Source organism: Rathayibacter sp. AY1D2 (genome assembly GCF_002932695.1).
In the GTDB taxonomy this organism is placed as follows: Bacteria; Actinomycetota; Actinomycetes; order Actinomycetales; family Microbacteriaceae; genus Rathayibacter.
Genome location: NZ_PSVX01000081.1, coordinates 1 through 13,199 on the forward strand (window position 1 = coordinate 1; position 13,199 = coordinate 13,199).

The window sequence follows — 13,199 nt, forward strand, 5'->3', positions numbered from 1 at the left end:
CGTCAGCGAGACCGTCGAGTGCGCCTCCGGTGGATGCTGGCGGCTGTTCTCGGTGCGCCCGCCCGACGCGATGACTCCCGAGCAGCTGTCGAGCGAGCTCGGAACGACGCCGCAAGCGCGCATCGCAGGAACGCTTTGGGACCCGCGCACCATCACGGTCAGTTCCGCCATCGAGGGACCTCTCCTGGAGGTGCGGGCCGATTACTGGTCCCAAGAGTTCATCCCGTAACCACGCGCGCGAAGCGCGGTGCACCGTCGGCGTGACACGGACCAAGGAACGGGCGCTGCATCCGTTCCGTATGGGGATGGTCGACCGGGCGGCCGGTAGGGGTCGTTCGCACGTGCTCGTCCGCGCGGTCGACGTGAGGAACAGGGTGGTTAGTACCGGCGGATGGACACGTTCTCGCCAAGGCTCGTCCAGTCGATGCCAGTGGCGTCGTCTGGACCGGCGCCATCGGTGTGAATCTGGACGGCCCATGCTCCGTTCAGCGACAGCGCATCCCCGCAGCCGCTTCCGTCTTCGTTGTCGCCGTCTCCGTCCACGATGACGCACCGGCCTCCGGTCGTGGTCTGCGACCCGATCCAGACGCCCAGCCCTTCAGCTGACCCGACGTAACGGATCGAGGCGGGGTCGTAACCGTCTCCTACGGTGCCGACGTCGGGAAGAGCGTCCCGCTCGTCCTGCGCCCGCTCGAAATCGGAGTAGGCCTCGGTGTCGGGGCCGGAACACCCGGCCATGAGCGTCATCGTGAGCGCCACCACTGCCGCTCCGGCCACCCACCTCAGGCGCGTTGTCGATCCCACCGCATCCCCCGTGCCTCGTCAGCACACCGTATCGCGCTGCGAAGGAGAGGAGCGCTGGCGCTGTAATGATGGGTCTTCTTCGGCGTCCTGTGCCTCTACTGTGGAGCAATGAGGCACCGCCCCATCCACACAGCAGCTGGCCTTGTTCTTGTGGCGGCTCTCGCCGGCTGCACACCGGTACCAGGCGAAGATCCTCGCATCACGCAATGGCGCGAAGAGCGCCAAGCGGACGTGGCAACGGATCGCGACGTCGTAGCGGTCCTCTCGCTGAACGTCGCGGCCGACGATGACGGCGGCCGCATCGACGTCACCCTCGAGAGGCCGGCGCTGCCGACCGCGATCACCTTCGACTGCCTCGGCGAAGGAGTGATCGACCTCGAAATCGGATCGCTTTCCACGGCTGGGGGACCGGCGACGAGGACGACGACCACCCTCGACGCGATCGACTGCGCCGACGGCCCACACGAGATCGATCCCGCGTCGCTCGGCGAGAAGCCGATATCGAGTGTCAACGCCACCGCATCGAACGCGGACAACGACACCGCCTGGTTCCTCACAGTGCGCGGAGACCGCGACCCCTCCTGACATCGGCGGGACTACTCGACGCGCTCGGTCGGCGTCGTCCTCACGCGCGTGTCGGCCCTGCTGTCCCGTACGGGGATCGTTCACCGGTACACGCAGACGCGACACCGAGCGCTGTCGTTACTCGCGGACGCATGCACATCGCTTCGCGCCATCCCGGCACTCGTGCAGACGACCGTGGGCATTCAGATGTTCAAAGTCCCCTGCACAGCCGACGCGAACGCCGCCGAACTGTTCCACAAACGGACCGTCCTTCGGGCGTTAGGGGGCCACTGGAAATTTGTGCAGCGTCGTCAGCTGCTCTGGCGAATCAGGTGATCTTCTCGGCCTCGCGGAGCACTTGATCGACGTCGGCGCCGACGCGCCACCGCTCAGTAGGGGCGGCAGCTGCTCGCTGGCGGGTCATCCACACTTCCCGTACGCCGTCCTCGATCTTCGCGTCGCCGGCGATGAACCCGTGCCGGCGATAGAAGGCCTGCGCCCGAGGGTTGGGGTCAGCCACCCAGAGCCCTGTACTCACGTCCGGGTCAAGGACGGCCTCGAGGAGCGCCGCGCCGCCTCCTCGGCCATGCACCTCGGAGAGCGTGTAGAGAAGGTACAGCTGCTCGGCCACGCCGGAAAATCGGTCGAGCGCGGGTCCAGCCATCGCTACACCGACAACAGCGCCCTCGAGCTCCGCGATGGCGATCCTGTTTCCCGCGTACAACGGGTCGGTGAGCGCGGCCGTCCAGAAGTATTCACGCTGGCCGAGTAGTGCGGGGTCATCGAGCACGGCGTCGCTCATCACGCCGCGGTAGGTCTCCTTCCACGACTGCACGTGAACGCGAGCGATCGCCCTCACGTCCTCTGGTGACGCCCTCCGCACCAGCACTCCTGACTCCATGAAGAGAGAGTAGGGGCGTGACCTCGTGGGTGCGCCGTTCCGTCAGGGGGTGGCTCATTGGAGCGTCTGAGCGCCGATCGTCGTCGTTCCGCCATCCGCGTTCTCGATGGTGATGCGTCCATCGAGGAGAAGGGTGTCGTCGGTACTAGGCCACCAGGCGGACCACCACCCGTTAGAGATGGTCGCCGCGACCTCATGACCGTCCTCGGTCAGCGTGACGCTGGCGACGTCCTGTCCGACCTCGCCCGCGGCGAAGCCGTAACCGTCCGGTGAGAGGTGCCCTCCTGACGCGAAGAGTGTGACCGAGTCGGATGAAGGAGCCTGTGTGGCGTTGCCGGGGCCGTCGAGCAGCAAATACATCGGGATGGTGGCGCTTTCTCCGACGCACCAGGCCACGTAGGGACCGCTCTCGACGAGCACTGATTCGACGGTGCCCCGTGTGTCCGCCGACACGACGTCAGCTGGCTCGGAGGTGTTCGAGTTGGCGTCAAGGGTGTCGATGCAGTTTTCAAGGACGGAGGAGCTGCCTGCGCCTGCCTCCGGTTCAGGCGTCCAGCTCGCCAGGCCCGAAGGGGAGATCCCCCCTACGCTCAGCGCCACCGTGCTGACGGGAGCCGCTGGACGACCGGCGATCGCCGCGACGGCGACGAGAGACGCAGCGAACCCGAGCGCGCACACGCCCACGATCAGCCGCCGGCGGATATCCGTCCTCGGGCTCTCGTGGGGTGTTGTCTCGGACTCGATGCTGACGAGGATGCGTTCGTGGAGTCGCTCCGCGTCGGCCGAGTCGCCTCCTCGGCGTGCGGGGTCGGCCCGCTTGAGGGCGTGCAGTTCGTCGGTGGGCATCATGAGAGACCTTCCGTGGGGAGCGTGGTGAGCCGCGCGCGGCTCGGCCGGGTCGGGTCGAGGATCGCCGCGTACCTCTTCTTCGCCCGCGACAGGCGCATCGAGAATGCGGCACGACTGCACCCGAGCACTTTCGCCGCCTCCGCGTCCGAGAGGTCCTCCCAGACGTGCAGGGCGAGCACCTCCTGGTCTGCCTCGGACATCGATCGCAGCGCGTGGAGCGCATCGATCTCGGCGGAGCTGTCGGCATCGGCTGCGCCCGGTAGCCAGACGCGCTCAGCGACAAGATGCTCGCGCGCCTCCCGCCGGACGGCGTTGTGCAGAACGTTCAAGGCCGTGGCGAAGAGCCAGGGACGCGGATGCGCGGGAAGGTCCCCGCGCCGGCGCCACGCGATGAGGAACGTTTCGGCCACCACGTCGTCCACAAGTTGCTCCGGGGCGCGACGCCGGACATAGCGGATCAGGTCGTCGAAGTTCGCCGCGAACAGCTCCTCGAAGACGTCGCGATCGCCCTTCTCCACGTTGCACCCCCTCGGCCCCTCACTCAGTACATGTCTGCACGACGAGGAGTTGCAACACGACGAACCCGCAGCGTTGCAGGGCGCTCCGGATCGTCCCGAAAGGGGATCGTTCACCGGTACACGCATGAGCGACACCGACCGCCGCGAAATGTAGAGATGATCGCTCTGTGGCGGTGTTCTGCGATCGCATTATGGCGGCAGAGAGCGCTCGTTTGGAGCACACCTCAACTTGGCGTCAGGCGGGCTCGCTTAGCGAGTTGTCTCGTCCATCGAGTCGGGAGCCTGCTCGGGAGAGATCTCTGCGTCTTCGTGGCGGGCATTGCGCAGGGGGGAGAGTGCGACGATGAGCGCGGCTGCGGTGAAGGCGATCGCCGCCGCTCCGATCGTCAGGTTGTAGCCCCAAGCCGTTACGAGGACGCCGGTCAACAGCGCACCGAAGAGAAACACGACGCGATTCGCTGTGCGGATGGTGGAGTTCATGCGGCCCTGGATCTCGTCGGGCGCGATCGCTTGCCGGTATCCCGTGTCGTTGGCATCCTCAATACCCATCGACAGCCCGTAGACGAACTGCACGGCGCAGACGACGGGAAGCAGGAGACCGAGGCCGCTGTCCACGTCGAGGGGAAGAACGGCGAGTGCCAGCCAGGGCAGGATGACGAGCGCACGGCCCAGCAGGATCGCACGACCCGCTCCGACCCGCGCCCCGACAGCAGGTGCGACGAGAGCTCCGAGGAGGCCACCGACGCCGCCGAACGCGAGCGAGACGCCGAACGCCCAAGCGGGCAGGGACAGCTCTCGGAGAACGAACACCGCGAACACCGTCGTCACGATGCTGTTGCCGAGGAACCAGGCGTGGACGGAGAGCGCGAGCGGCCGGAGGGTGCGGTGCCGGTAGGTGAATCGCATTCCCTCGAGGATGTCGTGACCGATGTGACGGCCTGGTGCGCGGCGATCGGGCCGGCGCTCCTCCACCTTGATGCGTGATTGCAGCACCGCCGACACCGCGTTGATGGCAGCGTCGAAGGCGAGCAGGAGTGGTGAGCCGATCAGGTTGAGCAGTGCTCCGCCGAGCGCGGGTCCTGCCGTTCCCGCCAGGGTCTCGCTCTGGCCCAGTCGCGCGTTGGCCATCACCAAGGACGACCGGGGAACGATCTGCGGGAGGAACGGCTGCGCGGCGGAGTCCGCGAACAAGGTCAGGACACCGAGCAGCAGGACTGCCGCGGCGAGTGACCAGAAGGTGAGCGCATCGAGAAGGAGAAGGACGGGGATCATTCCCAGAATCAGCGCACGCCCGATGCTGGTGACGACCAACGTCCGCTGGCGCCGCCACCGATCCATGAGCGCGCCCACGATCAGACCGAACAGCAGGTACGGCACTACGCCGAGCGCCGCGAGAATGCTGATCTCCGCAGGCGTTGCGTTCAGTACCGAGACGATCAGCACCTGGAACGCGACACCCGCGATCGCACTGCCGAAAGAGCGGATGGTCGTTGCGCTCCAGAACAGCGCGAAGGGCGGAAGGCCGAGCACTTCGCGCGGACCGTTCATCGGAACCCTCCGGGCAGCCGATCCATCTCTACGGTCCGCCGCGCATCAATCATTGGTGCCCCTCACGATTCAGTCCACTCTCCCAGAACAGCGGCCTGAGAGGATGTGGTGTCCGGTAGGGGATGGTTGAGCGGGTCGCTCTCGCTCCGGGGCACTCGGACGCTCCTCTGGCCTGCTGGCATCGGGGCGGTCGGCCCCGATGAGAGGGGGAGCGGCGGGCAATCACATCGATCGACGATCGAGACCTGGCAGCCCCCGCGACGAAGCGCTGCCGTCGTACAGTCTCGTCATGGGTGCACTGGTTCGGCGGCGCGTGCGGTGGTGGTGGCTCGCGGTTGCGTTCGTCGCTCTAATCGCGGTGGTCCTTCTTGCCGGTGACCGGTCGGGGAGCTGCGCGGAGTACGTGAACTCGCCGGGCGTCTGCACCAGCGTCCATGAGGATCCTCGTACCTGGGTCCTCGTTGGAATCGGTGTTCTGATCATCACCGGCGCGCTGTATGCAGCGTTTCGACGTCGGTAGCCGAGCCTCGGAAATAGAGCGCGGTCGTGTTCCGTAAGAGGATGGGTCACCGGTCGCTGGACACAGCAGTTGCCTCGACCCCGCCGCTTAGGGAGTAGTGAGGGCGCTTTGTCGTGATGCTCGCCGCTGGCGAGTGGTGCCTGTGCTCAGGAATACGAAGCCGACGCCGGTGACAGCGAGGTATGCCGGCGTCAAAAGTGCGCACACGACGACGAGAAGGACCTCCGGGACGGTGAGCGGGCGGTCGAGCGCCGCAAGAAGCGCCGCGCCGGCGACATGGACTGCGGCGGCCACGCCGATGATCCAAGACGCAGGCTTCTGGAGGAGTCCGGCGCGCACTGCCGAGACGGTAGCGAGGACTGCTGCCGTTAGAGCCGTGACGCTGAGTACCCCCATCGTGAGGAGGGGTGATCCGAGCTCGAGCGGCGGGAGGAGGCTCGACCACGACAGGTGGAAGGTGGTCCATGCGGCTCCGAGACCGCAGAGTCCGATGACGGCGGCGAGGAGTGGTCGGCCGCTCCGCGATGCGGTGATAGCCGTGCATAGCCAGGCCAGAGCGACGAGTGCCGCCGCGAGGAGGACGGGGGCTCCGTAGCTGCGTCCCATCGCGTCAACGTTGCCGCCGCTCGCGAGGGTCATGACCCGCCCGCCGACCTCAATGACAACCGATCCGTAGGACCAGGCGGCGAGGACAAACGCGATGCCAATCGCGCTGCTTGCGCGTCGTCCGGGCCGACTCGTGGCGGTCAGGGTCTCGCGGATGCCGGCTCGGGCGAGCTCGGCCCGGTCACGTGGTGTCGGTCCGGTTGCTCCGGTCGCGTCGTCCCGGTCAAGGAAAGCGCCGACCACGCTTTCAGCGTTAGCTTCTCGCCATGCTGCCGGGTACCAGCGCAGCGCCCGCCGGTAGCCGTCGAGGCCGGACCCGCTCATGCCGGCGCGATCCGGCCGAGGCGGCGTGCGGCGCTGGACGCGGCGCGCTCGAGCTGCGCCAAGCGTTCAGCGTCGACCGCGAGACGAGCGGCACCGGCGTCGGTCAGCCGGAAGTATCGGCGCCGCCGCCCATTGACCTCCTCGTCACCATCCGCGGCGACAAGGCCCTGGCGCTCGAGACGGTCCAGGGCGGCGTAGAGGGTCGGGATCTTCATCGTCATCGCGCCGTCGGAGAGCTCGCGCACCGCCGACACGATGCCGTAGCCGTGCGCTCGTCCGTTGGCCAGGACCGTCATGATCCACACCCGCGGCTCCCGTATCTCTTCCATGCCCGAAACATACTCTGCGTCACGGAGTATCTCCACCGACTGCGCAATCCGCAGTCGTCCCATTCGGGGATCTTCCAGCGGGATCATCCGAGGAGCTGTAGATGTCAGCGGGCGTGAGGGTCCCCGGCCGCAGCGGTATTGAAGAGGCGGCGTGCGCTCAGGGTGAAGGCTCCGACGTAGAGGACGAGGGCGAGCGCGATGGCTGTGATCAGATTCGCCGGTCCGCTTCCAGCTTCGCCCGAGAGGAGGGCCGCGATCCCGGCGCCCAGCTGGAGAAGCCCACCTGTGGCGTACCCGATCAACGGCACCACCATCAGGCAGAGGGCGACGACCGCCGCGACCAGGCCGACGAGCGGTGCGATCGCGCGTTGCGAGACTCGGTGGCCGCGCTTCAGGAGCCGAGCGACAGCGAACGCGGCCAGCCCGATGAGCACACCTTCGATCAGGGCGGACGGAATGAGGTAGACCGCGAAGAACGCGACTGTTCCTGCGGAATTTTGCCCAGTCCCGTCCTGCGCGAGCTGCTGGGTAGTCAGCACATACAGCTCGACCAGGTGGAGAGCGGTGAGGATCACCGTCGCGACGATGGCGACTGCGACGAAGGGGAGTGGCGCCCAATGGCGCAGTGCTGACACTCAGCCAGTTTGGCTCAACCCTGCACCCCTGATGGCGTGACACGGATGCACGATTCTGTCGGGGAGAGAGTCGGCGTACCGGCCGTTCCGTATGGGGATCGACTGGCGGGCTATTCCTCGATCGGTTCAGCGCCCTCGAGCGGAGTCAGCGTCGCCCAGAATCCGTTCCCGGAACTGAGGTACAGGCGGAGGGGCTGGTCGGTGTCCATCGGGTCTCCGTCCGGGTAGAGGTCGGTGCCGCTGCACGCATCAGGCATCGACACGACGCGGATTGTCTCTCCTGCAATGAACGGTCCCTTCTCTGTCTCATCCACGGTGACCATGTATGCGGATGCTGCGACGCTGAAGACGCTCTGAGTTCCCGAGGCGCGAGGGGAGGCGGTCGTGATGACCGCTTCGGCGACCTCGTAGCGGGCTTCCGCGGATCCAAAATACGCCCAGCCCGGGCATCCCGACGTCTGCACCGCCGGCGCGCAGCCGGCGGCGGTGAGCAGCGCCGCTCCGGTTGTGAGTGCGGCAGCAACTCGAATGCGGTGACGCGAACCCGAGGTCATGCCGGTGACGCTACCCGCTCAGCTCCGTCCCATATGGGGATGGTTGGCCGGGCGCCTAGACGTCTGCGGGCAGCGGTATCGTCCCGCGAAGCCTGTGGCGGTGAAGCTCGCACCGTCGATCATTACTCCGACGTTCGGGCCGGAGGACATCAGCGCGGGATGTTCCTACTGCGCTCGGAACTGGCGCTGGTCGCTGCAGTAGCAGTGATGGCCGCGAGCGGCTGTCCTGCGGAACGCTGCCGCCCGCGCCCGCGCGCGGAGCGTCCCGCGCACCGGGCTGGTGCGGGGAACGGCCCTCCCGCAGACGCCAACTTGCAGCTCGCTGCCACGAACACTGTCCCACTGATGATCTTCGAAGGGCATGTGTGTCCCGCTGCCAAGCCCGGGTGTCGGCAACACCCAGGGTTGTATTGCCGAGCTATGCGGAGTAGACCTAGACGTGCACGACGACCGCTCACAAGCGGTGAGCGCGGGGACTTGGATGAAGGTCGTAATAGTCATGCACACCTCACGAAATCGGTCCGCTGGCAAAATCGCCACGGTGTTCGTTGCGCTCGTCCTGGGTACGGTTGTCGCACCTGCCGCTCAGGCTGACGTACCAGGACTGAACACTCATTCCTGCGACGGACAGACGTACGACCACTCGCTCGGCAGCTACAGCAACGACCAGGGGGACTTGCCGCTGCGTTGCGGAAATTCCCGGTTCGGACTGAATCACATCATCGCTCGCGGCCACTTTGACGCGGACACCAACTTCGATATTCAGCAGACACTCAGCTACGGCCTCTACGCACCCGGGAGCTCAGGCGTCTAAGACGCTCTACGACGCAAACTGCACACCCGTCTACTTCGTTCTCTTCGGATATAACGCCTACAACGGCTCCGATCCCCTCGCTAACCCCATCGGCATCGTCAACGCCTACAAAATCGACAGCACCATAAACACCCGATCTACCAGCATCACCACCGCCGCACCCATCATCCAACCGCCCTACGGGACCGGATGCCCCGTCTACACCCCGATCGAGAACGATTGAACGACACCCGCGACCTCGCCGACGTCGTGGGGTGGATGCGCCGCCACTACCCCACCCCGTACGACGTCATCGCGGCTACCGCAACCCACAGCTCAAACGGATGGAGCGTTGACACAACCATTCGAGCTACACCCACCTCCACTGACGAGGTAGTGAATCTCGACCAGTGGGACCCTGCCGCAATCGATTCCCTGACCACCGGAGGCGACCTTGCAGTCGAAGCCTTCGCGCTAATCTTGCACGCCAACCTCATCGAATGGTGGGATACGGAACGACCGAAAACGTCGACGCGATACTGAACCACTAAACAATGTGACGAATCAAGCATAAGATCCGAGCAGACACCCCCTGCGAGGCGACGGACGGAAAGCAGCTGATTGCTCCGTTGAGCGGCTCTTCACCGGCACGCCGACAGCATCACGGGCCGCCGACCGACTCGACCCTTCCCTCGGCAGCTCCCAGAACCGCGCCACCCCGGGCACGCTGCTTCAACTTCGATCCCATCGCCAACACTCCGACTCACGGTGGTATTGCAACGACCGGCTGAACCCAAGTCCCCCTAACGGACACCTCCGGAGTAGATGAGGACAGCCGCTCCGGCGTCGAGGAGCCTCTCCGGCCCCTGTTCGATGCGCGAGGATTTGGACATGCGTACCGATAGGGAATCGCTCTCCGCGTCGAGCGGGAGCCTCGCGCCCGCAGCGCGAGGCTCCTCTGACCCGGCCCGGCTCGAACGGGCTGCCACCCTCACCGTGCTGCGGGCAGGACACCCCCTTACTGGATTAGGGGTGCCTTGGGCGGGCGCATTCGACGGTAGTGCGGCGCGAGCCTCGGAGGGCTAGTGCGTCGATGCGTCCGGCGTCCGATGAGGGGGACGTCATCCGACCGCCCAGGATGGCCGCGCATGAGACCGGAATCTCGCGGCGCTGTTCGTCGCAATAGACCCGCCCGATGAGATGCCCGATGGTGGGGCGTCAACTGACACACTGAGCGCACGGTCGCTCGTGGGATACGCCCGCGTCTCAACCGACAAGCAGGATGCGACCGCTTAGCGGGACGCGCTCCGGGCGGCCGGCGTCCCATCCGATCGGATCTACGCCGACTCGGGTCTGACCGGCCGGAACCGCGAGCGTCCCGCGCTACGAGAGGCGCTGGCTGCGTGCAACGCCGGATCGACTCTGCTCGTAACGAAGCTCGACCGGCTCGCGCGGTCCATCACAGACCCTCGCGACATCGTTGATGAGCTGACCCGCCGCGGGGTGAAGCTCAGCATCGGGGGGTCGGTCCATGATCCGGAGGATCCGATCGGCCGGCTGCTGTTCAACGTGCTCGCGATGGTCGCGGAGTTCGAGGGGGACCTGATTCGCGCCCGCACGCGTGAGGGGATGAAGGTCGCGAAGGCCAAGGGGCGTCTGCGTGGCCGTCAGCCGAAGCTGTCGCCGAAGATCGAGGCGCATCTGGTCGCAGAGCATCGTGCCGGGAACTACACCGTTGCCGAGCTCGCGGCGGAGTTCAAGGTCGCGCGGTCGACGGTCTATCGGGCGGTGCAGCGGGCTGATGCGCGCGCCGCTGGCGCCGTCGCCCTGGCGCCGCCGACGGAGGGCGCATGATGTCGGGGGCGGAGAGGGAACCTGCGCTGGTGCCGGGGAGGGTGGAAGTGCTGCCCGGGTGGTCTGCGCGTACACGTGTTCTCAACACCGGGTGGGGATCTCTCGCCCAGGCGATCGCCTGTATCTGGCTCTTCGTCGGGTTCGCGGTCCTTCCTCCGGGATTGCGTCTGCCCCTTTTCGTGCCGCTGGTGCTGTTCTTCGCCGCTCTCGCTTGGTCAATGATCTGTCTCGCGATCGGCACATCCAGGGTCACCGGTGAGAAGGAAGCCGGTTACACGACCCTGGGGCTCGGGCGCATCACGGTTCCTGCGGTTGATGCGAGAACGGGCGTCGTCCTGCGGGCGGCAGGCGAGCCGCACTGCCGACTCGTCGACCGGGTCCGGCCCCCCACCGCCGAGGCGTCCGCCGCTCAGTCGAACCGCGCGCCCTCCGGCCGCGGCGGCAGCACGAACAGGATCAGCAGGAACACGTAGCCGGCGATCGGCACGAGGATCGCGAGGATCCAGAGCCCGCTGTGGTTCACGTCGTGCAGTCGCCGCCAGATCAGCGAGAGCGACGGGAGGAACGTCGCCAGGGCGATCGCGCCCGCGGCGAGCGACACCCAGAAGGTCTGGAACGGCGCGCCGCTCGGGTACGGCGTCAGCGTGAAGTCGAGGCGCCACGGACCGCCGTCGGCCAGCTGCAGCAGCCCTGTGAGGACGCTGCCGAGGAGGATGATCCACCAGTACTCGGCCCGGCTCGCCCTCCCGCGGAAGCGGAGGTAGTTGCCGAAGAAGCGGCGGAGCGCCGCCATCGGCGGAGCCCCGTAGTAGGGGAGGGTCAGCGGCGGCTCGAGGGTGCTCGGGCTCATCGGGTTCCGTCTCTCATCCCTCGACCGTATCCCCTGCTCCCCGCGGCGCCGCGTCGGCCGTGTGGACGACATCCCGGTGTTCGCGCCGGAGGAACGCCGCCGTGTCCACGAAGCCGGAGGCCGCCGTCTTCACAACGGAGGAAGAACGTTCCAGCTCGAGCGTGAACACGCGGATCGGCGCGCGCCGGAACGCGTCCTTCCTCCGTCATGAACAGGCTCAGCGAGTAGGGACCGCCTCCGCCCGCACCGCCGCCGTCGCCCGGGCGTCGACGATCAGGCTGACGACGAGCCCCACGGCGACGATGACGATCGCGACCCACGGCAGCACGTCGAGCCCGCTCGCGTCGATCGCCAGTCCGCCGACGACCGCGCCGCCGCCGATGCCGATGTTGAACGCCGTCGTCTGGAGCGCCGCGGCGAGGCTCCGCAGCTGGAAGGAGGAGGTGCGCAGCATCCGGGTCTGCAGCATCGCCGGGATGCCGCCGAACGCGATGTTCCAGATCACCGCGGCGACGACCACGGCCGTGGCGGCGCCGGTGCCCGCGGCGACGGCCAGGCCCGCGAGCGCCAGCACGACCGCGATCGCGGCGACCACGAAGCCCGAGCGGGGGAACCGGTCGGTCGCGAAGCCGGCCAGGACGAGTCCGACCGCCCCTGCGCCGCCGAACGCGAAGAGTACGAGCGGCACCGTGTCGGGGGCGAAGGAGGCGTTCTCGAGCCAGGGCGTGATGTAGGTCGAGAGGGTGTTCTGGCCGATCAGCACCAGCAGGATGACGACGCAGACGCCGATGATGCGGGGGAGCGTCCGGTCCTTCCGCGCCGGCAGGCGGATCTCGCCGGTCCGCAGCGGGATGTGGTGGTCGACCGCGGGCAGGAACTTCACCACGATCAGCGCGAGCACGAGCACGACGCCGCCGAGGATCGCGAAGGTGGGCCGCCAGCCGAACGCATGCCCGAGCGCCGTGCCCAGGGGGACGCCGAGGACGAAGGCCGCGGATCCGCCGCCCGCCGTGATCGCGGTCGCGCGGCCGAGCTGCTCCGGAGCGACGAGATGCGCGGAGTAGGCGGCGACGATCGCCCAGAAGAGGCCGTGGGCGAGCCCGCCGAGGATGCGCGCGCCGATGAGCAGCCCGAAGGTGGGGGCGAGCGCGGCGAGGACGTTGGCGACCGCGATGGTGCACAGCGCCACGAGGAGGAGGCTCTTGCGCGAGAAGCGCTGGGTCACCAGGGTCAGCGGAGTCGTCGCGACGACGACGGTCGCGGCGAAGATCGTGACGAGCTGGCCGGTGAGCGAGATGCTCACCCCGAGGTCGCGCGACATGTCGGGGATGAGCCCGGTCGGGAGGAACTCGCTCGTCACGGAGACGAAGACGGCGCCGGCGAGCGTGAGCAGGCCGATCCAGGGGAAGGCGGGGGCTTTCGCGGTGTCCTGAGGGTTCACGGTGTCCTGAGGTCGGGGGCGGGCTTGTGCGCCTCCGCCGACGCCGTGTTGATGATGGTGGCGCCCGCGGGCAGGTGCGGGAGGGCCGCGCGGATGATCCGGAACGGAG

General features: G+C 67.3%; 14 protein-coding genes and 1 pseudogene. 4 read left to right on the top strand and 11 right to left on the bottom strand.

Going from position 1 to position 13,199, the window contains the following annotated elements; all coding sequences use genetic code 11:
- On the top strand, positions 1–229 hold a 229-nt coding region (locus C5D04_RS18555), incomplete at its 5' end, for a hypothetical protein (RefSeq protein WP_219815035.1).
- A 149-nt stretch (positions 230–378) separates the two neighbouring features.
- Here the strand turns inward: C5D04_RS18555 and C5D04_RS16155 are convergent.
- Positions 379–762, bottom strand: a complete 384-nt coding sequence (locus C5D04_RS16155) for a hypothetical protein (RefSeq protein ID WP_104348017.1) — start codon at positions 760–762, stop codon at positions 379–381.
- Positions 763–912: 150 nt separating this feature from the next.
- On the opposite strand from C5D04_RS16155, the gene C5D04_RS16160 reads away from it, so the two are divergent.
- Complete coding sequence (locus C5D04_RS16160; RefSeq protein ID WP_146087889.1) at positions 913–1,389, top strand: hypothetical protein; 477 nt, start codon at positions 913–915, stop codon at positions 1,387–1,389.
- Positions 1,390–1,696: 307 nt separating this feature from the next.
- Here C5D04_RS16160 and C5D04_RS16165 read toward each other — a convergent pair whose 3' ends face one another.
- The 4 genes from C5D04_RS16165 to C5D04_RS16180 form a co-directional block, all read right to left on the bottom strand.
- A complete protein-coding gene (locus C5D04_RS16165; protein WP_104348019.1) occupies positions 1,697–2,269 on the bottom strand; it encodes a GNAT family N-acetyltransferase in 573 nt (190 codons plus the stop codon).
- Positions 2,270–2,323: 54 nt separating this feature from the next.
- Positions 2,324–3,118 carry a hypothetical protein gene (locus C5D04_RS16170; protein WP_104348020.1) on the bottom strand — a complete coding sequence of 265 codons (795 nt, stop codon included), beginning with the start codon at positions 3,116–3,118 and terminating at the stop codon, positions 2,324–2,326.
- A complete protein-coding gene (locus C5D04_RS16175) occupies positions 3,115–3,636 on the bottom strand; it encodes an RNA polymerase sigma factor (RefSeq protein ID WP_219815036.1) in 522 nt (173 codons plus the stop codon). The genes C5D04_RS16170 and C5D04_RS16175 overlap by 4 nt, the downstream gene beginning before the upstream one ends.
- 249 nt (positions 3,637–3,885) lie before the next feature.
- Complete coding sequence (locus C5D04_RS16180; RefSeq protein ID WP_104263149.1) at positions 3,886–5,184, bottom strand: MFS transporter; 1,299 nt, start codon at positions 5,182–5,184, stop codon at positions 3,886–3,888.
- A gap of 289 nt (positions 5,185–5,473) precedes the next feature.
- On the opposite strand from C5D04_RS16180, the gene C5D04_RS18395 reads away from it, so the two are divergent.
- Positions 5,474–5,704 (top strand): DUF4179 domain-containing protein, encoded by a 231-nt coding sequence (locus tag C5D04_RS18395; RefSeq protein WP_181137742.1) that lies wholly within the window; start codon positions 5,474–5,476, stop codon positions 5,702–5,704.
- A gap of 87 nt (positions 5,705–5,791) precedes the next feature.
- On the opposite strand, the gene C5D04_RS16185 is transcribed toward C5D04_RS18395, so the two are convergent.
- The 4 genes from C5D04_RS16185 to C5D04_RS18015 all read right to left on the bottom strand — a co-directional run bounded on the left by C5D04_RS16185 (position 5,792) and on the right by C5D04_RS18015 (position 8,152).
- Positions 5,792–6,553, bottom strand: coding sequence for a hypothetical protein (locus C5D04_RS16185; protein WP_146087890.1), 762 nt, complete (start codon positions 6,551–6,553; stop codon positions 5,792–5,794).
- A 77-nt stretch (positions 6,554–6,630) separates the two neighbouring features.
- Positions 6,631–7,050, bottom strand: a complete 420-nt coding sequence (locus C5D04_RS16190) for a PadR family transcriptional regulator (protein WP_219815037.1) — start codon at positions 7,048–7,050, stop codon at positions 6,631–6,633.
- Between the two features lie 17 nt (positions 7,051–7,067).
- Positions 7,068–7,598: a hypothetical protein gene (locus C5D04_RS16195; protein WP_104348022.1), complete on the bottom strand. Its 531-nt coding sequence runs from the start codon at positions 7,596–7,598 to the stop codon at positions 7,068–7,070.
- Between the two features lie 110 nt (positions 7,599–7,708).
- Complete coding sequence (locus C5D04_RS18015; protein ID WP_146076925.1) at positions 7,709–8,152, bottom strand: hypothetical protein; 444 nt, start codon at positions 8,150–8,152, stop codon at positions 7,709–7,711.
- 1,993 nt (positions 8,153–10,145) lie between these two features.
- Here C5D04_RS18015 and C5D04_RS16200 point away from each other — a divergent pair.
- Positions 10,146–10,799 (top strand): annotated as a pseudogene (locus C5D04_RS16200) (recombinase family protein).
- A gap of 409 nt (positions 10,800–11,208) precedes the next feature.
- Here C5D04_RS16200 and C5D04_RS16210 read toward each other — a convergent pair.
- Positions 11,209–11,649 carry a DUF805 domain-containing protein gene (locus tag C5D04_RS16210; RefSeq protein WP_181137743.1) on the bottom strand — a complete coding sequence of 147 codons (441 nt, stop codon included), beginning with the start codon at positions 11,647–11,649 and terminating at the stop codon, positions 11,209–11,211.
- A 217-nt stretch (positions 11,650–11,866) separates the two neighbouring features.
- On the bottom strand, positions 11,867–13,090 hold the full coding sequence (locus tag C5D04_RS16215; protein WP_104226411.1) for an MFS transporter: 1,224 nt from the start codon (positions 13,088–13,090) through the stop codon (positions 11,867–11,869).
- Positions 13,091–13,199 lie beyond the last annotated feature (109 nt).

Coding starts and splice junctions, on each gene's coding strand:
- C5D04_RS18015 (WP_146076925.1), bottom strand. CDS start 8,152: ATGACCTCGGGTTCGCGTCACCGCATTCGAGTTGCTGCCGCACTCACA.
- C5D04_RS16170 (WP_104348020.1), bottom strand. CDS start 3,118: ATGATGCCCACCGACGAACTGCACGCCCTCAAGCGGGCCGACCCCGCA.
- C5D04_RS16180 (WP_104263149.1), bottom strand. CDS start 5,184: ATGAACGGTCCGCGCGAAGTGCTCGGCCTTCCGCCCTTCGCGCTGTTC.
- C5D04_RS16160 (WP_146087889.1), top strand. CDS start 913: ATGAGGCACCGCCCCATCCACACAGCAGCTGGCCTTGTTCTTGTGGCG.
- C5D04_RS16210 (WP_181137743.1), bottom strand. CDS start 11,649: ATGAGCCCGAGCACCCTCGAGCCGCCGCTGACCCTCCCCTACTACGGG.
- C5D04_RS18395 (WP_181137742.1), top strand. CDS start 5,474: ATGGGTGCACTGGTTCGGCGGCGCGTGCGGTGGTGGTGGCTCGCGGTT.
- C5D04_RS16190 (WP_219815037.1), bottom strand. CDS start 7,050: ATGATCCCGCTGGAAGATCCCCGAATGGGACGACTGCGGATTGCGCAG.
- C5D04_RS16165 (WP_104348019.1), bottom strand. CDS start 2,269: ATGGAGTCAGGAGTGCTGGTGCGGAGGGCGTCACCAGAGGACGTGAGG.